Below are 19,777 nucleotides of genomic sequence, written 5' to 3' on the forward strand. Positions count from 1 at the left end.
TCCTTCTCCCCTTGTGAGAGAAGGTGGGCCCGAAGGGCTCGGATGAGGGGTCTCTCCGAAATCTGATGGCGAGGCTATGGGGTTCACGTCCCGCAACCCCTCATCCGTCAGGCTCTGCCTGCTACCTTCTCCCACAAGGGGAGAAGGAAAAGCCGTCGGCCTTCACATCAAGGTCCGCCAATCCCTGAAATCCGGCGGGACTGGCCGACGCCGGCCGCGATCGACGCGCCCCACCTCCCGCCTCCCGCATCCTGGCCCTCGTCCCGTCGCAGGGGAGGGCTCGCTCGGCCGGCGAACCGAAGCGGCGGCGGGAGCGGAGAGAACGGGGTCCGTGTCGGATCGTCGGCCTCCCATCGCGCGCGCCGGGCAAGGGGAACCCCAGCGGAAGGCGGCGACGGTTCGGGCGGGCGGTTCAGGATGTCCTGCGGGCGGCGGAACGAGGCGAACGCCTCCAACGCCGTTCCGCGGCCTCACGCCGCGCGCAAGCGCGACCGGCCGCAGACATCGGGACGCGGAGCCGACGGGGCCTAGCGACGGGGCGTTCGACCCGTCCGCCAGAGAGGCTCCGGCCAGGGTCGAGGGGGTTACTCGGACCGTTCCAGGACCGCGTCGTCGCGCGGCCTGCCCGTCATGGGCGCCGGGGGTAGCCGCGAATAACGGCGCCTGCCCCGAGCTCATGTCCAACTCTTCGCGCGGGGCGTCGGCCTTCGTCGAAACGGTATTGCTCAATTCTCTCCGGGCGAAGCCCCGGCGCCCCGCCCAGCCCTCTCGCCGCCCGGTCACGCCGAGGCGGGTAAAGCTGTTCCTTCTCCCCTTGTGGGAGAAGGTGGCCCGTCAGGGCCGGATGAGGGGTCTCTCCGAGGTCGGATGAAGGGCACGCTTAGACCGCCGCGCGACCCCTCATCCGTCAGCCTTCGGCTGCCACCTTCTCCCGCAAGGGGAGAAGGAAGACGTGCTCAGGCCGCGTCGGGTCGGGACGTCCCGAAGGGCCGACGACCGCGGCCTGCTCGACTGCGCTCAAGTCGCGAGGGTCCGCGACCCGAGCATAGCGCCCTTAGATATGTATGGCGTGGCCGAGCGCGCGCAGGGACGCCTCGTGGAAGGCTTCGCCCAGGGTCGGGTGGACGTGGATGGTTCCGGCCACGTCCTCCAGCACCGCGCCCATCTCCAGCATTTGGGCGAAGCTGTTGGACAGCTCCGACACGTGCTGGCCGACGGCCTGGACGCCCAGCAGGCGGTGGTCGGTCTTGGAGGCGATGACGCGGACGAAGCCGCCGTCCTCGCCCGCCTCGATGGCCAGGGCGCGGCCGATGGCGGCGAAGGGGAAGACGGCCTGGATCACGTCGTCACGGCCCTTGACGTCGTCGGGGCCGAGGCCCGCCGAGACGATCTCCGGCTCGGTGAAGCAGACGGCGGCGATGGTGACCGGGTCGAAGACGCGGTCGTGGCCGGCGATGATCTCGGCCACGACCTCGCCCTGGGCAGAGCCCTTGTGCGCCAGCATGGGCTCGCCGGTCAGGTCGCCGATGGCCCAGACGTTCTTCATGCTGGTGGCGCAGCGTTCATCGATCTTCACGAACGGGCCGTTCATGGCCACGCCCATGTTCTCCAGGCCCCAGCCGTGGGTCCGCGCGCGGCGGCCGACGGTGACCAGCACCTTGTCGGCGTCCAGCTGCATCGGGTTGCCGTCCTTGTCGGTGACGTTCAGCTTGCCGTCCCCGAAGCCGCCCGCGCGGGCGCCGAGCAGCAGTTGGACGCCGTGCTTCTCCAGCCATTTGGCGACCGGGTCGGTCAGGGCCTTGTCGTAGAGCGGCAGAATGCGCTCGGCCATCTCGACGATGGCCACCTCGGCGCCCAGCTTGCGGAAGGCGATGCCCAGCTCCAGGCCGATGTAGCCGCCGCCGACGACGACTAGCTTCTTCGGCACTTCCGGCAGGTTCAGGGCCTCGGTGGACGAGATCACGTCGCCGCCGAAGGGCAGGAAGGGCAGTTCGACCGGCTCCGACCCCGTGGCCAGGATGACGTGTTCGGCGGTGATGCGGATGTCGCCGTCGTCGGTCTTCACCGTGCAGGTCTTGGCGTCGGTGAACTCGGCCCAGCCCTTGATGACCTTGACCTTGGCCTTCTTCAGCAGGGCGGCGACGCCGGCGTTCAGCTTCTTGACCACGCCGTCCTTCCACTCGACGGTCTTGGACAGGTCGATGGCCGGGGTCGAGGCGGTGATGCCCAGCGTGCCGTCGCCGGCGGCCTTGGCCACCGTCTCGAACTTGCCTGCGGCATGGATGATGGCCTTGGACGGGATGCAGCCGACGTTCAGGCAGGTGCCGCCGAGGCCGGGCGACGCGTCCACCAGCACGGTCTCCAGCCCCAGCTGGCCGCAACGGATCCCCGCCACATAGCCGCCGGTTCCGGCGCCGATGATCAGGACTTTGGTCTTGAGGGTCTGGGTCATCAGTTCATCCAGAGCGTGGCCGGGTTCTCCAGCAGGGTCTTGATCTTCTGCACGAAGACCGCCGCGTCGTGGCCGTCGACGATGCGGTGATCGAAGCTGGAGGACAGGTTCATCATCTTGCGCACGACCATCTGGCCGTTCCGCACCACCACGCGCTCCTCGATCTTGTTGGGACCGACGATGGCGACTTCGGGGTGGTTGATGATGGGCGTGTGCACCACCCCGCCGAGCGTGCCCAGCGAGGTGATGGTGATGGTCGAGCCGGACAACTCCTCGCGCTTGGCGCTGCCGTCCTTGGCGGCGCCCGAGACGCGGGCGATCTCCTCGGCCGTGTCATAGGCGTCGCGCGCCTCGGCGTGGCGGACGACCGGGACCATCAGGCCGTTCGGCGTCTGGGCGGCGATGCCCAGGTGGACGGCGTTGTGCTGGGTCAGCACGCCCGCCTCGTCGTCATAGGTGGCGTTGATGTTCGGCTGATCCTTCAGGGCCACGACGATGGCGCGGGCGATGAAGGGCAGGACGTTCAGCTTGGCGCGGCCGGTTCCCTTGTTCTGGGCGTTCAGGTGGGCGCGCAGTTCTTCCACCGCCGTCATGTCGATGTCCTCGACATAGGTGATGTGCGGGATGCGACGCACGCTCTCGGCCATCTTCTCCGCGATCTTGCGGCGCAGGCCGATGATGCGGACTTCGTTGGCACCCTCAGCCTTGGCGTAGAGCGAGCCGCCCGAGGCCGTGGCCGGGGCGAACGTGCCGCCGCGCGCGACGAAGGCGTCCAGATCGGCGTGCTCGATGCGGCCTGCGGGGCCGCTGCCCGGCACGAAGACCAGATCGATTCCCAGATCTCGCGCGCGGTTGCGCACGGCGGGCGAGGCCAGCGGGCGCTCGCCCGGCTGGCGGCCGGTCAGGGCCGGAACGGGCTTGGCGTCGGCCTTGGGCGCAGCGGAAGGCTTGGCGGTCGGTGCGGCGACAGGAGCCGGCGCAGCCTTCTCGGCCTTGGCGACAGGCGTCGCGGCAGCGGCGGGAGCTTCGGCGACATTGCCCTTGCCCTCGACCTTGAAGCTGACCAGCGGACCGCCGACGGCGATCTGCTGACCGGCTTCGCCGTGCAGGGAGACGACGACGCCGGAGACGGGGCTGGTCAGTTCGACCGTCGCCTTGTCGGTCATGACCTCGGCCAGGATCTGGTCTTCCTGAACCGCGTCGCCGACCTTGACGTGCCAGCCGACCAGTTCGGCCTCAGCCGTGCCTTCGCCCACGTCGGGCAGTTTGAAGACGTGGTTCGCGCCAGCGGCGGCGACCGGGGCCGGGGCGGCTTCAGCCTTGGGGGCTTCGATCGGAGCCGCAGCAGGTTCCGGCGCGGCGGCGACGGACGCGGCGGCCGGTTCGTCGGCGGCGGCGTTGCCTTCGCCCTCGACCTCGAACTCGGCCAGCGGGCCGCGCACGGCCATCATCTGACCGGGCTCGCCGTGCAGGGCAGTGACGACGCCCGCGACCGGGCTGGTCAGTTCGACCGTGGCCTTGTCGGTCATGACGTCGGCGACGATCTGATCCTCGGCGACCGTATCGCCGACCTTGACGTGCCAGCCGACGAGCTCGGCTTCGGCAGTGCCTTCGCCCACGTCGGGCAGCTTGAAGACGAAACGACCCATCTTAACGGCCTCCCGACATGACGGCTTTCAGCGCGTCGGCGACCCGCTGCGGTCCGGGGAAATATTCCCATTCAAAGGCGTGTGGATAGGGCGTGTCCCAGCCGGTCACGCGCGCCACCGGCGCCTCCAGGTGATAGAAGCAGCGCTCCTGAACCAGGGCGCTTAGTTCGCCGCCGAAGCCCGATGTTTTCGGCGCCTCGTGCACGATGACGCAGCGGCCGGTCTTCTTGACCGAGGCCTCGATGGCCTCGATGTCCAGCGGGACCAGGGTGCGCAGGTCGATGACCTCCGCGTCCACGCCCGCATGTTCGGCGCCCGCCAGCGCCACCCAGACCATGGTGCCGTAGGCCAGGATGGTGACGTCGGCGCCTTCCTTCATCACCCGGGCCTTGCCGATCGGCTCGACGTATTTGCCGGTCGGAACCTGGGCAAGTTCCTGCGCCTTCCACGGGCTGACCGGCTTTTCGTGCCAGCCGTCGAAGGGGCCGTTGTAGAGGCGCTTGGGCTCGAAGAAGATGACCGGATCGTCGTCCTCGATCGCCGCCAGCAACAGGCCCTTGGCGTCATAGGGGTTGGACGGGATCACCACCTTCAGACCGGCGATGTGGGTGAACAGGCTTTCGGGCGACTGGCTGTGCGTCTGGCCCCCGAAGATGCCGCCGCCGTAGGGGCTGCGCACCACCATCGGCGTGGTGAACTGGCCGCCCGAGCGATAGCGCATCTTGGCCGCTTCGGAGACGATCTGGTCGTAGGCCGGATAGATGTAGTCGGCGAACTGGATCTCGACGACCGGGCGCAGGCCATAGGCGGCCATGCCGATGGCCGTGCCGACGATGCCGGATTCCGAGATCGGGGCGTCGAAGCTGCGGTTCAGGCCGTGCTTCTTCTGCAGGTGGTCGGTGACGCGGAAGACGCCGCCGAAATAGCCCGCGTCCTCGCCGTAGGAGACGACGGTGGGGTCTTCGGCCATCTTGACGTCCAGGGCCGAGTTCAGGGCCTGGATCATGTTCATCGCGGCGATAGCGGGCGCGTCCGGGGCGACCGACGCCGGGGCGTCCTTCTGGTCGACCATGTCGGCTTCAATCTTGTCGTTGATCTCGGCCATCACTCAGACTCCTACTTCGCGGCGCTGTTCGACCAGACGCCAGTCCTCGGTCGCATAGACCTCCTCGAACATGGTCTTCACGCTGGGGCGCGATTGGCCCAGAGTGCCAATGGCCTCGGATTCCTTGGCGGCGGCGCGGACTTTCTCGACCGCTTCCTTCTCGGCTTCTTCCTGCTGTTCGTCGGACCATTCGCCCAGACCGATCAGGTGCTGCTTCAGGCGGGCGATCGGGTCGCCCAGCGGCCACTTCTCATGCTCGTCGCCGGGGCGGTAGCGGCTGGGGTCGTCCGAGGTCGAGTGCGGGGCGCCGCGATAGGTGAACAGCTCGATGATCGTCGCGCCCTGGTTGGTGCGCGCGCGCTCCTCGGCCCACTGGGTCGCCGCCCAGACGGCCAGGAAGTCGTTGCCGTCGACGCGCAGGGCGGGCAAGCCGTAGCCGATGCCTTTGGAGGCGAAGGTGGTGTCCAGACCCCCGGCGATGCCCTGGAAGGACGAGATGGCCCACTGGTTGTTGACGATGTTCAGGATGACCGGCGCGCGATAGACGGCGGCGAAGGTCAGGGCCGAGTGGAAGTCGCTTTCGGCCGTCGAGCCGTCGCCGATCCAGGTGATGGCGATCTTGTCGTCGCCGCGGATGGCCGAGGCCATGCCCCAGCCCACGGCCTGAACATATTGCGTGCCCAGATTGCCCGAGATGGTGAAGAAGCCGTAGTCCTTGGCCGAATACATGATCGGCAGCTGGCGGCCCTTGATGGGGTCTTCGGCGTTCGAATAAATCTGGTTCATCATGGTCGCGAGCGGATAGTCGCGCGCGATCAACAGGCCCTGCTGGCGATAGGTGGGGAAGCCCATGTCCTCGCGGCTCAGGATCATGCCCTGGGCGACCGCGATGGCCTCTTCGCCGGTGCACTTCATATAGAAGCTGGTCTTGCCCTGACGGTGGGCGCGGTGCATCCGGTCGTCGAAGGCGCGCGTCAGGATCATGGCCTTCAGGCCGCGACGCATCGTCTCAGGGTCCAGCTTGGGATCCCACGGGCCCACGGCCTTGCCTTCATCGTCCAGCACGCGGATCAGGCGGAAGGCGAGATCGCGCATCTCGGCGGGCGCCGTGCTGACCTCCGGGCGGTCGACGGCTCCCGGCGCATCGAGCTTCAGGTGGCTGAAATCAGGCGTGTCGCCCGGCCGACCCGAAGGCTCCGGCACGCGCAGCGACAGCGTCGGGGTGTTCTTCATCAATGCCTCCCGTCCGGTTGAACCGGCCGCGTTTCCTTATGGATGAGGGCATAGCATGGCGTATGATTGTTGGCTCTCCTAAAAATACCCTTGCCAAATGGCGTTTTGGGGTATTTTATTGCGCAGAAAGCTAATTCGGAGAAAGCCTTTGGCCGACGACCTCGACCCTATCGACGCGCGCATCCTCGACATCCTTCAACAGGACGCAGGCCTGTCTGTCGCCGAGGTCGCCGATCGCGTCGGCCTGTCGGCCTCGCCGTGCTGGCGCCGGATCAAGAGACTGGAGGACTCTGGCCTGATACGCAAGCGTGTCACGCTATTGGACGCCGGTCTTCTGGGCCTGGACTTCGAAGTCTACGCCATCGTCAAGCTGAGCCTGCCGACCCGCGACAACCTGCAGATCTTCGAACAGGCCGTCGAAAGCTGGCCCGAAGTGGTGCAGTGCGCCACCATCACGGGGCGCGAGGATTACGTCCTGCGCATCATCACCACCGACATGCACGCCTTCGACCAGTTCCTGCGCGACAAGCTGCTGACGCTGGGCATCGTCTCCAACTGCGAGAGCCATATCGTCACGCGCGGGGTGAAGAACGTCACCACCCTGCCGCTGGGCATCATCACGCCGCACGTCGGCTGAGGTTGATCGCGCCGTCGCCTTTGGTCAGCTCAGGCGGTCGAAGGCGACGGCGTGAACCTTGTCCCGTCCCAGCAGGGCGGTCAGCGGCGGGACGGGAAACAGGCCCGTGATCGCGGGATCGCGCACGTCCAGCCCGCCGGTGAAGGCGCCGAAGGCGGGCAGGATCAGCCGCCGCCCGTCGGTGACGAAGCAGGGCCGGCGCACGCCCCGGCCATAGGCGGCGACGCGGGCGGCGGGATGCAGGTGGCCCGCGACTTCGCCCGGCGCCGGATCGACCTGCGGCTCATGGATCAGGAACAGGCCGCCCAGCGCCAGGGTCTCGACCACTCGGCCGGGCAGGCGCTTGAAGGGCTTTGCCAGCGCGCCGGCCAGGGCGTCCAGGTCGTGATTGCCCTCCAGCCAGATCCAGTCGCGCCCGGCGGCCAAGATTTCCAGCCGCGTCAGCTGAGCGCCGTCCATGCGCGACACCGCCTTTGAATCGTGGAAGCTGTCGCCCAGCAGGATGACCGTGCGCGGGTCCAGCGCCTCGATCTCGGCCTCGAGCCTGACCAGGGTCGCGGGGCTGTCATAGGGCGGCAGCATCTGCCCGCGCGCCGCAAAGGCCGAGCCCTTCTCCAGATGCAGGTCCGAGGCGATCAGGGTCTTATGCGTCGGTAGCCACAGGGCGCCGGAACAGCGCAGCACGCAAGGCTCGCCGTTGACCGTCAGCCTCAGCCCGCCGCAGGGGTGGCGATAGGGCGACAGGGCCGCGCGCAAGGCGTCGTTCATCGTCCTTCTCCCCTAGGGGGAGAAGGTGGGCGGCGGAGCCGCTCGGATGAGGGGGCTGTATCCGCAGGCAAGCCGCTAAACGACGAGCACGCGGCTGGCGTCCCCCTCATCCGTCTTGCTCCGCAAGCCACCTTCTCCCCCAAGGAGAGAAGGGCGCATGATGTCTTCACGCGGCCCCCTTTAGCGCCTCGGGCGCGTCTTCCATGACCTCGGCGATCAGGGCCTCAGCGCTTTCGTCCAGGATCATTTCGGCGGCGTCTCCCCCGACCCGTTCGCGCCCGATCTGCACCAGCACCGGCACGCTGAAGGGCGAGGGCCGGTCCAGCCTCTTGTGCACGATGCGGCCGTGGATGCGGCTTAACAGCTGGCCCAGTCGCGCCACGTCCAACAGGCCTGTCGCCGCATCCGCTCGCGCCGTCCTCAGCAGCAGGTGGTCCGGCTGATGCCGCCGCAGCACGTCGTAGATCAGGTCGGTCGAGAACGTCACCTGCCGTCCGGTCTTCTCCGCTCCCGGCTGGCGCTGCTCGATCAGGCCCGAGATCAGGGCGCAGTTGCGGAATGACCGCTTCATCATGAAGCTTTCCTCCAGCCAGGCCTCTAGATCGTCGCCCAGCATGTCCGGCTCGAACAGGGCGTCCAGATCGAGGTCGTCCATCGGCCGGATCGACCAGATCGCCAGCGAATAGTCCGTCACCACAAAGCCCAGCGGCCCCACGCCCATCCGATCCAGCCGCCGGGTCAGCAGCATGGCCAGCGTCGTGTGCGCCAGACGCCCCTCGAATGGATAGGCGACCAGGAAATGCCGCGTGCCGCGCGGAAAGGTCTCGACCAGCAGGGTCTCGGCTTCGGGGATGGCGCTGCGCAACGCTTGCAGTTCCAGCCACTCCTGCACGTCGGGCGGCAGGACGCGCCAGTGGTCGCGGTCCTGCACCATGCGCCGCACCCGTTCGGCCAGCGAGGTGCCCAGCGGGAATTTGGAGCCGCCGTAGGAGGGGATCTTCGGGTCTTTATCGACGGCGGGCGAGACCAGGGCGTCCGTTTTCACGATGCCCTGAAAGGCCCAGACCTGACCGCCGAAGACGAAGGTGTCGCCGGGCGTCATCTGCTCGAAATACCATTCCTCTGCCTCGCCGATCTTGCGGCCTGCGACCAGGTGCTTGCCGCCCGCGCGCCGCCCCGCGACCCGCACGTTCAGATTGGCGGCCGACACGATGGCGCCGACGTTCATCCGGTGCCGCTGGGCCATCTGGGCGTTGCGGACGGTCCATTTGCCGTCGCGGGTCCGCACGATGCGGGCGAAGCGGTCGTAGGTGCGCAGGGCATAGCCGCCGGTGGCGACCAGATCGACTACCTCCTCGAACGCCTCATAGGTCAGGCCGCGATAGGGCCCCGCCGTCGTCACCTCGGCGAACAGATCGCTCAGGTCGAACGGCTCCGAACAGGCGCAGCCCATCACGTGCTGGGCCAGCGTATCCAGCGTGCCGGTATGCTCCGGCTCCCAATCGAAGGCGTTCTCGGCCACGGCCTCGCGCGCGGCCTGGCACTCCAGCATCTCGAAGCGGCTAGCGGGGACCATCAGGGCGCGCGAGGGCTCGTCCAGCCGGTGATTGGCCCGGCCGATGCGCTGGACCAGACGACTGGCCCCCTTGGGCGCAGCCAACTGGATCACCAGATCGACGTCGCCCCAGTCTATGCCCAGATCCAGCGTCGAGGTGCAGACCACGGCCTTCAGATCGCCGCGCGCCATGGCCGCCTCGACCTTGCGCCTCTGCTCGGCGGCCAGGGAGCCGTGGTGCAGGGCGATCGGCAGGTCGTCCTCATTGATCGCCCACAGCGACTGGAAGACGAACTCGGCTTGCCAGCGGGTGTTGACGAAGATCAGGCTCAGCCCTGCGCGGCGGATGGCGTCATAGACTTCCGGGATGGCGTGGACGCCGGTGTGCCCGGCCCAGGGGACGCGGCCCTCAGACACCAGCACGTCGATCATCGGCGGCGCTCCGGGGTCGCCCAAAACAAGCCTGACTCCTTCTCCTCTCGGGGGAGAAGGTGGCTCGCGCAGCGAGACGGATGAGGGGGCGGTCTGATCCATGCTGGCGGCGTCGGGTTTGTTCTCAGCGGCCCCCTCATCCGAGCGGCTCCGCCGCCCACCTTCTCCCCCGAGGGGAGAAGGAGAAAGCCAGTTGGCGATCTTTTGCGGATCATCCACTGTCGCCGACAGCGCCACCCGCCGCATCTGCGGCGCGAAGGTCTGCAACCGCGCCAGCCCCAGCGCCAGCAGGTCGCCGCGCTTGCCGCTCCAGATGGCGTGGACCTCGTCCAACACCACGCATTTCAGGTCGGCGAAATAGTCCCTCGCCCCCTCCCAGGCGCAGAACAGGGCCAACTGCTCCGGCGTGGTCAGCAGGATGTCGGGCGGGAAGTCGCGCTGGCGCTGCTTCTTCGACTGTTTGGTGTCGCCGGTGCGGCTTTCGACGTGGATGTTCAGCCCGATCTCGCGGATGGGCGTCATCAGGTTGCGTTCGACGTCGGTGGTCAGGGCCTTCAGCGGCGACAGATAGAGGGTGTGGACGCCTGATCCCGGCCCCGTCTGCGGCCTCGGCCCTCGCTCGGCCAGATCGATCAGGCTGGGGAGAAAGCCCGCCAGCGTCTTGCCGCCGCCCGTCGGCGCCACCAGCAGGGCGTGCTGTCCGGCCTTCGCCGCCGCCACCATTTCCAGCTGATGCCGGCGCGGCGACCAGCCCCGACCGGCGAACCAGTCGGCGAACAGGGACGGAAGCGTTGCGGTGATCGGCGGCGTCACGCCAAGCCTATAGCATGTTCCCGTTCCGTTTCGTCACCTCTGACGCTATTGAGCGAGGGTGACTGTCGAATCCGCCGAGATCAGCACCGCGTCGTCCCTGACGTTCGACCTGCCGCCTGCGCTGGCCACGCCGCCGGGGGCCGGGGCCGTGTGCGACGATCAAGGCGCGCGCAAGATCGGGCGGGGCGCCGCCGAGGGCCTGTTCACCGGCGGCGACGTCATCGTCGCCCACGCCGGGCTGACCGCGCGGCGGCTGGGTCTGGCGCCGCCGTCGCGCTCGGCCGAGATGTTGGATGCGCTGGAGCTGTTCGCCTTCGTGCGCCCGGCACGGTTCTGCGCCCCGTCGGCCACGGGGCTGGCGCTGGCGCTCGGGCGCGAGGAGCCGAGGGGGGCCGAGGCCCAGGCCGCCGCCCTGCGCGCCGCCGCCGCCGACCTGCTGGCCGAGCTGGCCGCGCCCGCCTATCCGGCGCGGGAGGAGGCCTACACGCTGGCCCTGACGCTGGAGCGGGCGGGCTGGGGCTGGGCGTCGCGGGTGCTTCAGGCCCTGCGCGCCGGGCCGCTCCGGAGCCGCCAGCAGCGCGGCTCGGGCCTCGACGTCTGGGCGCGCCTGCAGGAGTGGGAGGACGAGGCGCCGCGCGGCGAGGCCGGGTCGGCCCCCGTTGATTCCGAGAGCGCCCGCATCCGCCTGGACAAGCTGCTTCAGGCCTCGGGTCTGGACGAGACGCGGCCCGCCCAGTCCGACTACGCCGCCGAGGCCGCCTACGCCTTCTCGCCGCGCAATGAAGAGGGCCGACCGCGCGTCCTGCTGGCCGAGGCGGGGACCGGCACCGGCAAGACGCTGGGCTATCTGGCGCCCGCCAGCCTGTGGGCCGAGCGTAACGCCGGGGCGGCGTGGATCTCGACCTACACCCGCGCCCTGCAACGTCAGATCGACCGCGAGAGCCGCGCCCTGTGGCCCGATGAAGCCGAGCGCCGCCGCAAGACGGTGGTGAGGAAGGGGCGTGAAAACTACCTCTGCCTGCTCAATCTTCAGGACATGGTGCAGGCGGCGCAACTGGGGAACGGCGACCTGATCGGCATGGCGCTGGCCGCGCGCTGGGCCGCCCATACCCGCGACGGCGACATGACCGGGGGCGACTATCCCGGCTGGCTGCCCGGCCTCTATGCGACCGCGCCCATGCATCAGGCGGGACCGGCCAATCTGGTCGACCGGCGCGGCGAGTGCGTCCACGCCGCCTGCCCCCACTATCGCCTGTGCTTCGTCGAAAAGACCATCCGCGCCAGCCGCCGGGCCGATCTGGTGGTGGCCAATCATGCGCTTGTGATGACCCAGGCCGCCTTCGACGGCGCCCGCACGGCGCGGGGGCTGAAACAGGACGGCGAGACGGCGGCGCTGAAACGCATCGTCTTCGACGAGGGACACCATCTGTTCGACGCGGCGGACAGCGCCTTCTCCGCCTGCCTGTCGGGGCAGGAGGCGGCCGAGCTGCGTCGCTGGATCAGAGGGCCGGAAGGTCGCGGTCGTCGCGGACGGGGGCTTGAACAACGGCTGGGCGATCTGACCGCCGACAACGAAGCCGCCTCCAAGGCCCTGAAGGACGCGCTGCAGGCCGCCGCCCAACTGCCCGGCGAGGGGGTGTCGGGCCGTATCGCCCCGGCGTCGGGCGAGGTGAACCCCATCGGGCCGATCGAGCGGTTTCTGGTCGCGGCGCTGGAGCAGCTGCGCGCCCGCGCGGCCGAGACCGGCGCCGCCGAGTTCGGCCTCGAATGCGCCCTGCGTCCCGTCGCCGAGCCGGTGCTTGAGGCCGCGCGCGAGGCCGCTCGCGCCATCGCCGCCGTCGAGGTGCCGCTGCTCGCCCTGTCGCGCCATCTCGAAGACATTCTGGACGAGGAGGCGGCCGAACTGGACGGCGCCGCCCGCGCCCGCATCGAGGGCTCGCTGCGCGGACTGGACCGGCGCGCGCGCATGACCCTGCCCGGCTGGCGCTCCATGCTGGCGGCGCTGGAGGAGGGCGGGGACGAACCGGACCCCGACTATGTGGACTGGTTGAGCGCTGAGGCCGCCTTCGGCCGCATCCACGACGTGGCCCTGCGCCGTCACTGGATCGATCCGACCGTGCCGCTGGAGGCGGCGGTGGTCATGCCGTCGCACGGTGTGCTGGTGACCAGCGCCACCCTGACCGATCCGGCGGCGGAAGACCCCTTCGATCTCGCCCGGATGCGGACCGGCGCCGCGCGCCTGATCGAACCGGCGCGGACGCTGAAGGTCGACAGCCCGTTCGACTATGCGACCAACAGCCGGGTCATCGTCGTCAATGATCTGGTCAAGGACGACCCGCGCCAGATCGCGGCGGCCATGCGCGAACTGTTCCTGGCGGCGGGCGGCGGAGGCTTGGGCCTGTTCACCGCCATCCGGCGGCTGAAGGCGGTCTATGAGCGGCTGGGGCCCGAACTGGCGCGGGCGGGCCTGCCCCTCTACGCCCAGCACGTCGATCCGCTGGAGGTCGGGGCCCTGGTCGACGTCTTCCGGGCCGAGCGGGACAGCTGCCTGCTGGGCACCGATGCGGTCAGGGACGGGGTGGACGTGCCGGGGCGGTCCTTGCGCGTTCTGGCCTTCGACCGCGTGCCGTGGCCGCGCCCGGACCTGCTGCACAAGGCGCGGCGAGAGCGGTTCGGCACAGGCTCGGGCGGTCGTTCGTGGGACGACGCTCTGGCGCGCGGGCGGATTGCTCAGGCGTTCGGCCGCCTGATCCGCCGCGCCGACGACCGGGGCGTCTTCGTCATGCTGGACGCCGCCTGTCCGACGCGCCTGTTCGCCGCCCTGCCGCCGGGGACGGAGGTGCTGCGTCTGGGGCTGGCCGAGACGGTGGAGTTGACCAAGGACTTCCTGGCGGAGCAGACCGGCTGACCATGTCGCGCACCACCCCCGCCACCGTCGCCCTGAGCAAGGCCGGCGTCGCTTTCGAACTGCAACCTTACGACTACGATCCCGACGCGCCGCGTGTGGGGTTGCAGGCGGCCGAGGCCCTGGGCTGGGCGCCCGAGCAGGTGTTCAAGACGCTGATGACCCTGGTGGACGCCAAGCCCGTCTGCGTCGTCGTGCCCTCCGACTGCGAGGTCAGCATGAAGAAGCTGGCCGCCGCCGCCGGGGGCAAGTCGGCCCAGATGATGAAGCCCGCCGACGCCGAGCGTCTGACCGGATTCAAGGTTGGGGGCGTCAGCCCCTTCGGCCAGAGGAAGGCCGTCCCGACCTTCATCGACGAGACGGCGCTCCTGTTCGATCGGGTGCTGATCAACGGCGGCCAGCGCGGCCTGCTGCTGGAGCTGGCGCCGGACGAAGCCGCGCGGGCCTGTACGGCGACGTGGGCGGATCTGACGGCCTGATCGGCCTAGCTCTCGAACGTCACGACCACGCTGGCGGCGGAACGCTCGGCCTCGCCGTGAAACACCGCCTCGATGTTGTTGCCGTCCGGGTCCAGCAGGAAGGCGGCGTAGTAGCCGGGGTGATAGGGCCGCTCGCCCGGCGCGCCGTTGTCGGTTCCGCCCGCCGCCAGGCCCGCCTTGTGGAAGGCCTCGACCATGGCGCGATCCCTGGCCTGGAAGGCCAGGTGGCAACGGCCGGTCGGCCGACCCTGCGCCGCGATGCTGTCCACCGCCGAGACGAACAGTTCGTCGGCCCAGAAGAAGCGTTCGGCCTCGCCGGCGATCGGCACGCCAAGGGCCTCCAGCACCGCGCCGTAGAAGCGACGACTGGCCTCAAGGTCGGGCGTCACCAGTTGCAGATGGTCGATCAGCCGGCCGCGATGAAGCTGCTGCGTCTCCATGGTCTTCGTCTCCTGTCAGATTGCGATTCGAACGGACGGCAACCTGGCCTGTTCCTGCTGACAGGACGTGTCAGCAGCCTCGCGTCCTGCTAAAGCGCGCTCATGACCGACGCCGCACCGCATCACAGCCGCAAGGGGCTGATCATCCCCTTCGTCATCGTCGCCGTGGGCCTGGTCCTGTGGACCGGCTGGTGGTTCTTCCTGACCCAGCAGATCGAGCGCCGCATGGAGGCCAAGATCGCCGGGCTGAAGGAGAGCGGCTGGACCATCGAGCACGCCGGAATGGCCACCACCGGCTGGCCCATGCACGCGCGGGTGACGATCAAGCACCTGGACGTCGTCGCTCCGTCCGGCCATGCGATCGCGGCACCCGAGATGATCGCCCAGGCCAACGCCTACAACCCCACGCGCTGGGTGCTGGCGGCGCCCGACGGCCTGACCGTCACGCGCGGCGAGAAGGGCAAGACCGCCATCCGCGCCGAGGGCATCCGCATGAGCGTGCACGGCCTGACGCAGCGCTGGCCCAATGTGGCGCTGGAGCTGGAGAAGCCGGTCTTCACCGCCCTGCCGGACGCCGAGCCGTTTCCGCTGAAACAGGCCGCTTTGGTGCAGTTCTACATGCGGCCGCACATGGTCGGTTCGGACACCCCGACCGATGACGTAGACGTGCTGTTCCGTCTGGTCGACGGCGAGGGCCGGACGAACGGCCCGGTCGAAGGCTTCACCCAATCGGGGATGCTGAACGCCCAGATCGAGGCGGTGATTGAAAAGGCCTCGGCCCTGCGCAAGGGCGCGGACGCCAAGGGTCTGCTGACCGCTTGGACGGCGGCGGGCGGCCGCTTCATCAATGTGAAGGGGCAGCTTCAGGCGGGCGAGAGCAAGGCCTTCGTTTCCAGCGACGCCCTGTCGGCGGACGGCAAGGGCCAGTTGGAAGGCGAGGTTTTCGTGCGCGCCGAGAAGCCGCTGGCGGCCATTGTCGGTCTGGCGGGCGCCCAGCAGGGCGGGGCGCTGGATCGCGCCGCCGCCGCCAAGGCCGCCGCCGCCACGCCGCAGGGCGGGACCGGCGACGAAGGTCAGGGCGTGGAGCTGGCCATCCTGTTCCGTGGCGGGCGGACCTATCTGGGGCCGTTCGCCCTGGCGCCCGCGCCGCAGCTGTTCTGATTCTGCCCCTGTCATGCTGATCGAGCCGCCCGCCGACGAAGCGCGCCTGTCGCTGGAGCGGGCCGTGGCCGAGGCCGTCCGCGCCCGGCTGGCGGCGGGGCCGCGCGGCTCGGTCGACGGCGACGCCATCGCCCTGCGCGCGGTTCTGCAAGGTGCGAGCCTGGCGGAAAAGTCGGCGGTGCGCGCCGTGCTGGGACGACTGGAAGCGGCGGACGGGCGGCCTTTGATCGCCTGCGGATCGTTGTCGCAAATGCTGGCGTCTGACCGCTGGGGTCTGGCGGCGCGGCCGATGGTCGAGGCGGACCAGGCCCTGATCGCCGTGCGAGACGGGGCGGCGCAGAAGACGCGCGCCCTGATCGATCTGTCGGCGCGGCCGTGGTGGGGGCGGTTGCTGGCCTTGCCCATGCTGAAGGTCATCGCGGCCCTGCCGGATGACGCCGCCGCCGCGCCGCGCGCCCTGATGGTCGGGACCGAGGCGCCGGGGCCGACGGGCGACGACCGCACCTTCTGGGTCACGGACAGCGCCTGGCCGGATGCACGCATCGTCGAAGCCCTGGGGCAGGCGGGGCTGGCGGCCGAATTCCTGTCGGGCGGAGGCGGGTTGAAGCTGTTCGTCCTGACGGGCTATGTGCAGGCGGAAGACGTCAGGCTGGACGGCGCGCCCGGCGGCCTGACCGGCGTCATCGGCGCCGCTCCCGTCTTCTGAACATTGCGGCCGGCAGGGGATGACGCGCGCATGACCGAAGCGAAACAGGCGCCGTCCGGCGGCGCGCCTCAACCCAAGCGCGGCGTGCTGGACATCGCCCCCTATGTCGGCGGCAAGAGCGCCATCGCCGGGGTGGCCAAGCCGATCAAGTTGTCCTCCAACGAGAACGCTCTGGGCGCAGGCGAAAAGGCGCGCGAGGCCTTCGCCGCCGCCGTGTCCTCGATCCACCTCTATCCCGACGGCCGGGCCGACCGTCTGCGCGCCGCCGTGGCCGAGGCGCATGGGCTGGAGCCGGAACGTCTGATCTTCGGCAACGGCTCGGACGAGGTCTTCGCCCTGCTGAACCAGACCTATCTGGAAGCCGGGGACAACATCGTCACCAGCCAGTACGCCTTCGTCGCCTATCAGATTTCCGCACGCGCCTGTCAGGCCGAAGTCAGACTGGCGGCCGAACCGGATTTCCGTGCCGACGTCGACGCCATGCTGGCCCTGGTCGATGAGCGGACCAAGCTGGTCTATCTGTCCAACCCCGCCAATCCGACCGGCAGTTACGCCACGGGCGAGGAGATCCGCCGCCTGCACGCGGGCCTGCCCGCCCACGTCATCCTGGTGGTCGACGAAGCCTACGCCGAGTTCGTGACCGAGCCGGACTGGGAGAGCGCCTTCGACCTGGCGCGCACGGCGTCCAACATCGTCGTCACCCGCACCTTCTCCAAGCTGCACGGCCTGGGCGGTCTGCGCGTCGGCTTCGGCTATGCGCCGCTGGCGGTCGAGCAGGCCATCGACCGCATCCGCCTGCCGTTCAACGTCTCCGTGCCGGGGATCGAGGCGGCCATCGCCGCCCTGGGCGACGAGGCGCACCAGAAGGCCTCGCGCGATCTGGTGGCCGAGTGGCGGCCGCGCCTGATCCAGGCCGTGCGCGGCTTCGGGTTCGAGGTTCTGCCCGCCTCGGGCAACTTCATCCTGATCCGCTTCCCGGATGCGAAACGCCCAGCCTCGGCGGCGCAGGACTATCTGCAGTCTCGGGGGATCATCGTGCGCGGCGTGGCGAGCTACGGCCTGCCGGACTGCCTGCGGGTGACGGTCGGGACGGCGGACCAGAACCGCGCCGTCCTCGACGCCCTCAGCGAGTTCGCGGCGCGCTGACGCGTTAGGACTTAAGCGGACCATTGATCTGGATCGGGATGGATCAATCCCGATCGATAATGGTCTAGTCCCCGCTGTTGAAGCGCAACACGCCGATCACCCCGGCGCGCCAGATGTAGTCGTCCTCGATCAGGGGGCTGTCCTTGATGTCGCCCAGGCGCTGTTCGTAGTTGACGAAGGTGCCCATGCCGTAGCGATCGCCGATCGGGATGGCCAGCAGGGCCGCCGCCCCCGCCGCCGACAGTCCGCCCGAGGGTTCGAAGGCGGTCAAGCCGCTGCTCGCGGGCTCGGCGGCGCTGACGCCGTAATAGCGCTGAACCCGCTCGTCGCTGGCGCCGCGCATATAGGCCATGGTCTGCAACAGGCCGACGCGAGTCACGCGCTGGTGGCTGATGGAGCCGTAGTATTCCATTCCGGCGTCGTCGCCGGTGGCGTCATGCTGGATACGGCCGCCCACGACGATATTCCCCGGCAGCCGTTTGAAGGCGTAGAGCGCCGCGTCGGCGCCCAGGTCCGGGCGATCCATGCCGTCGATGTCGCCTGCGGCGAAACGCGGACGCAACTGCACCCCCGCGTGGAAGCCGTCACGCTTGACTGCATTCCAGCCCAGGCCGTCCAGACCGTTGGCGTAGACGATGTCGCGATAGGAGGCCGAGCCCCAGGCGGTGACGTTGGCCTCGTCGCTGTTGCTGCCGGTGGCGCTGAAGCCGCGCACGACGCCGCCGCCGACATCGACCTTCCACGTCTGAGGGGTCTCAGCCGGGATGAACGGCTGAGACTGCGCCATGGCTGAGACAGGCAGGGCCGAGACCGGCAGGACTGAGAGGGCCGCCGCCAGCAGCGCGAGGCGGAGGGGGCTGTGTGCGGTCATGAACGAGTCCCAGGTCAACAGCTGATGATATAGGGTCTCGCTCTCCAAAGCCTAGGTTTTGGGCGGCAACAAGGCGGTTGAGGCCGTTTCGATCCGGCTTTCCAATTCCGCCATGAAGGCGGCGCGCTTCAGCCCGGCCGGGATCGGCGGCAGGAATTCGAAAACGACCGTGCCCGGATAGCGTTTGAAGCCGTGAGCCGGCCAATGCACGCCCGAGTTGGTGGCGACGGGCCAGCAGGGCGCGGCCACGTCGCGATAGATGGCGGCGACGCCGGGCTTGTAGTCCGCCGGTTCGCCCGGCGTCGTGCGGGTGCCCTCGGGGAAGATCAGGATCTGACGGCCTTCGGCCAGACGCGCGCGGGTCTGGCGCACCATGTCCTTCAGCGCCTTGGCGTGGGCGGCGCGGTCGACGGCGATCATCTTCGTCTTCCAGGCGAACCAGCCGAAGAAGGGCAGGGGCATCAGCTCCTTCTTCATCACGAAACAGGCGTCGTCCAGGAAGGCGAATGGGGCGATGACGTCCAGCATGCCCTGGTGCTTGGCGGCGATCAGGGCCGGGCCGGTCGGGCGATGCTCCAGCCCGCGCACCTCGACCTTGACCCCGGCGATCCAGCGCAGGCCGAACAGGACGAAGCGCGCCCACAGCTTGATCACCGCAATGGCGACGCCGTGCGGCATCAGCAGCGCCGGCGACAGGCCGATGGCGAACAGCGGCATCGACAGGTAGAGCCACAGGGTGAAGATCAGGGATCGGACGGTCGTCATGCGGCGGCCTTGTTCGGTTCGGAGGCGTCAGCGTCGGCCTCGGCGGTCGGGCCGGGGCGTTCGGGGTGACGGCCGGTCAGGCGGTGCATCCCCTCGCGGCCCAGCACGGCCAGGTACTTCATGTATTCCAGCGTCATGCGCCGCGCCGTCTCGGTCGCGCGCCACCATCCGGCGTTGTCCAGCGATGGGGTGGAGACGGCGTAGGGCGTCAGCCGCACGCCCGGCGCGGCGCCGCGGATCTCCAGCAGGCTGCGCGGCATATGATAGTCGGAGGTCACGACGATCAGGTCGTCATAGCCCTTGGACCGCGCCCAGGCAGCGATCTCCTGGGCGTTGCCGACTGTGTTCTCGGCCTCGAAACCCAGGTCGACGCAGCAGTTGAACAGTTTGCTGGAGCCCGGCGTCAGGGCGCGCAGCTCCTGGCGGCGGACTTCACGGTTGACGCCCGAGATCAGCAGCCGGTCGCCCTTGCCCTGTTCCAGCAGGCGGATGGCGGCGTTGACGCGCTCGGCCGACGGCCCGGTCAGAGAGACAATGGCGTCGGCGCGCGCGGGGTCGGGCGCAGGCGTGAAGCCGCGCACCCGTTCGGCGAAGACGAACAGGCCCGTCAGCCACATCAGCGCCACCACGGCGATCAGCGTCAGGAACTTCATAGGAGAC

Annotated in this window: 16 protein-coding genes; 6 read left to right on the forward strand and 10 right to left on the reverse strand. The window is 69.2% G+C overall.

The window, feature by feature from the left end; all coding sequences use genetic code 11:
* Positions 1-1,054: 1,054 nt before the first annotated feature.
* Genes lpdA through ACU5AP_RS04320 form a run of 4 tightly spaced genes read right to left on the reverse strand, consistent with a single transcriptional unit; the run spans position 1,055 to position 6,439 of the window.
* Positions 1,055-2,452: a dihydrolipoyl dehydrogenase gene (gene lpdA, locus ACU5AP_RS04305; protein WP_446680836.1), complete on the reverse strand. Its 1,398-nt coding sequence runs from the start codon at positions 2,450-2,452 to the stop codon at positions 1,055-1,057.
* Positions 2,452-4,101, reverse strand: a complete 1,650-nt coding sequence (locus ACU5AP_RS04310; protein ID WP_446680837.1) for a 2-oxo acid dehydrogenase subunit E2 — start codon at positions 4,099-4,101, stop codon at positions 2,452-2,454. Before ACU5AP_RS04310 ends, lpdA begins: the two co-directional genes overlap by 1 nt.
* 1 nt (position 4,102) lies before the next feature.
* Entirely contained in the window at positions 4,103-5,206 is a 1,104-nt protein-coding gene (locus ACU5AP_RS04315; protein WP_312053974.1) for an alpha-ketoacid dehydrogenase subunit beta, read from the reverse strand.
* Positions 5,207-5,209: 3 nt separating this feature from the next.
* On the reverse strand, positions 5,210-6,439 hold the full coding sequence (locus ACU5AP_RS04320; RefSeq protein WP_128718914.1) for a 3-methyl-2-oxobutanoate dehydrogenase (2-methylpropanoyl-transferring) subunit alpha: 1,230 nt from the start codon (positions 6,437-6,439) through the stop codon (positions 5,210-5,212).
* 148 nt (positions 6,440-6,587) lie between these two features.
* Between ACU5AP_RS04320 and ACU5AP_RS04325 the strand changes: the two genes are divergently transcribed.
* Positions 6,588-7,076, forward strand: coding sequence for an Lrp/AsnC family transcriptional regulator (locus ACU5AP_RS04325; protein ID WP_003166242.1), 489 nt, complete (start codon positions 6,588-6,590; stop codon positions 7,074-7,076).
* 24 nt (positions 7,077-7,100) lie between these two features.
* On the opposite strand, the gene pdeM is transcribed toward ACU5AP_RS04325, so the two are convergent.
* Positions 7,101-7,844 carry a ligase-associated DNA damage response endonuclease PdeM gene (gene pdeM, locus ACU5AP_RS04330; RefSeq protein ID WP_128718913.1) on the reverse strand — a complete coding sequence of 248 codons (744 nt, stop codon included), beginning with the start codon at positions 7,842-7,844 and terminating at the stop codon, positions 7,101-7,103.
* 166 nt (positions 7,845-8,010) lie between these two features.
* Positions 8,011-10,644: a ligase-associated DNA damage response DEXH box helicase gene (locus ACU5AP_RS04335; RefSeq protein ID WP_128718912.1), complete on the reverse strand. Its 2,634-nt coding sequence runs from the start codon at positions 10,642-10,644 to the stop codon at positions 8,011-8,013.
* Between the two features lie 58 nt (positions 10,645-10,702).
* Between ACU5AP_RS04335 and ACU5AP_RS04340 the strand changes: the two genes are divergently transcribed.
* Positions 10,703-13,552, forward strand: coding sequence for an ATP-dependent DNA helicase (locus ACU5AP_RS04340; RefSeq protein WP_128718911.1), 2,850 nt, complete (start codon positions 10,703-10,705; stop codon positions 13,550-13,552).
* A 2-nt stretch (positions 13,553-13,554) separates the two neighbouring features.
* Positions 13,555-14,028: a Cys-tRNA(Pro) deacylase gene (ybaK, locus tag ACU5AP_RS04345; RefSeq protein ID WP_128718910.1), complete on the forward strand. Its 474-nt coding sequence runs from the start codon at positions 13,555-13,557 to the stop codon at positions 14,026-14,028.
* A 5-nt stretch (positions 14,029-14,033) separates the two neighbouring features.
* Here ybaK and ACU5AP_RS04350 read toward each other — a convergent pair whose 3' ends face one another.
* Positions 14,034-14,468, reverse strand: coding sequence for a VOC family protein (locus tag ACU5AP_RS04350; RefSeq protein WP_046652382.1), 435 nt, complete (start codon positions 14,466-14,468; stop codon positions 14,034-14,036).
* A 102-nt stretch (positions 14,469-14,570) separates the two neighbouring features.
* Between ACU5AP_RS04350 and ACU5AP_RS04355 the strand changes: the two genes are divergently transcribed.
* The 3 genes from ACU5AP_RS04355 to hisC are packed head-to-tail and all read left to right on the forward strand — an operon-like array spanning position 14,571 to position 17,481.
* Complete coding sequence (locus tag ACU5AP_RS04355) at positions 14,571-15,629, forward strand: DUF2125 domain-containing protein (RefSeq protein ID WP_128718909.1); 1,059 nt, start codon at positions 14,571-14,573, stop codon at positions 15,627-15,629.
* Positions 15,630-15,642: 13 nt separating this feature from the next.
* Entirely contained in the window at positions 15,643-16,335 is a 693-nt protein-coding gene (locus tag ACU5AP_RS04360; protein ID WP_446680838.1) for a hypothetical protein, read from the forward strand.
* 30 nt (positions 16,336-16,365) lie between these two features.
* Positions 16,366-17,481, forward strand: a complete 1,116-nt coding sequence (hisC, locus tag ACU5AP_RS04365) for a histidinol-phosphate transaminase (protein WP_312990735.1) — start codon at positions 16,366-16,368, stop codon at positions 17,479-17,481.
* Positions 17,482-17,545: 64 nt separating this feature from the next.
* Here the strand turns inward: hisC and ACU5AP_RS04370 are convergent, their stop codons facing one another.
* From ACU5AP_RS04370 to ACU5AP_RS04380, 3 genes are read right to left on the reverse strand one after another with little or no spacing between them, the layout of a single operon-like run.
* Positions 17,546-18,352, reverse strand: coding sequence for a MipA/OmpV family protein (locus ACU5AP_RS04370; RefSeq protein ID WP_446680839.1), 807 nt, complete (start codon positions 18,350-18,352; stop codon positions 17,546-17,548).
* A gap of 51 nt (positions 18,353-18,403) precedes the next feature.
* Positions 18,404-19,117, reverse strand: coding sequence for a lysophospholipid acyltransferase family protein (locus ACU5AP_RS04375; RefSeq protein ID WP_128718905.1), 714 nt, complete (start codon positions 19,115-19,117; stop codon positions 18,404-18,406).
* The gene (locus ACU5AP_RS04380) at positions 19,114-19,770 is read right to left on the reverse strand and encodes a YdcF family protein (protein ID WP_003166233.1); all 657 of its coding nucleotides are present in this window, start codon (positions 19,768-19,770) and stop codon (positions 19,114-19,116) included. Before ACU5AP_RS04380 ends, ACU5AP_RS04375 begins: the two co-directional genes overlap by 4 nt.
* Between the last annotated feature and the right edge of the window lie 7 nt (positions 19,771-19,777).

This window comes from Brevundimonas sp. RM1 (assembly GCF_052907225.1).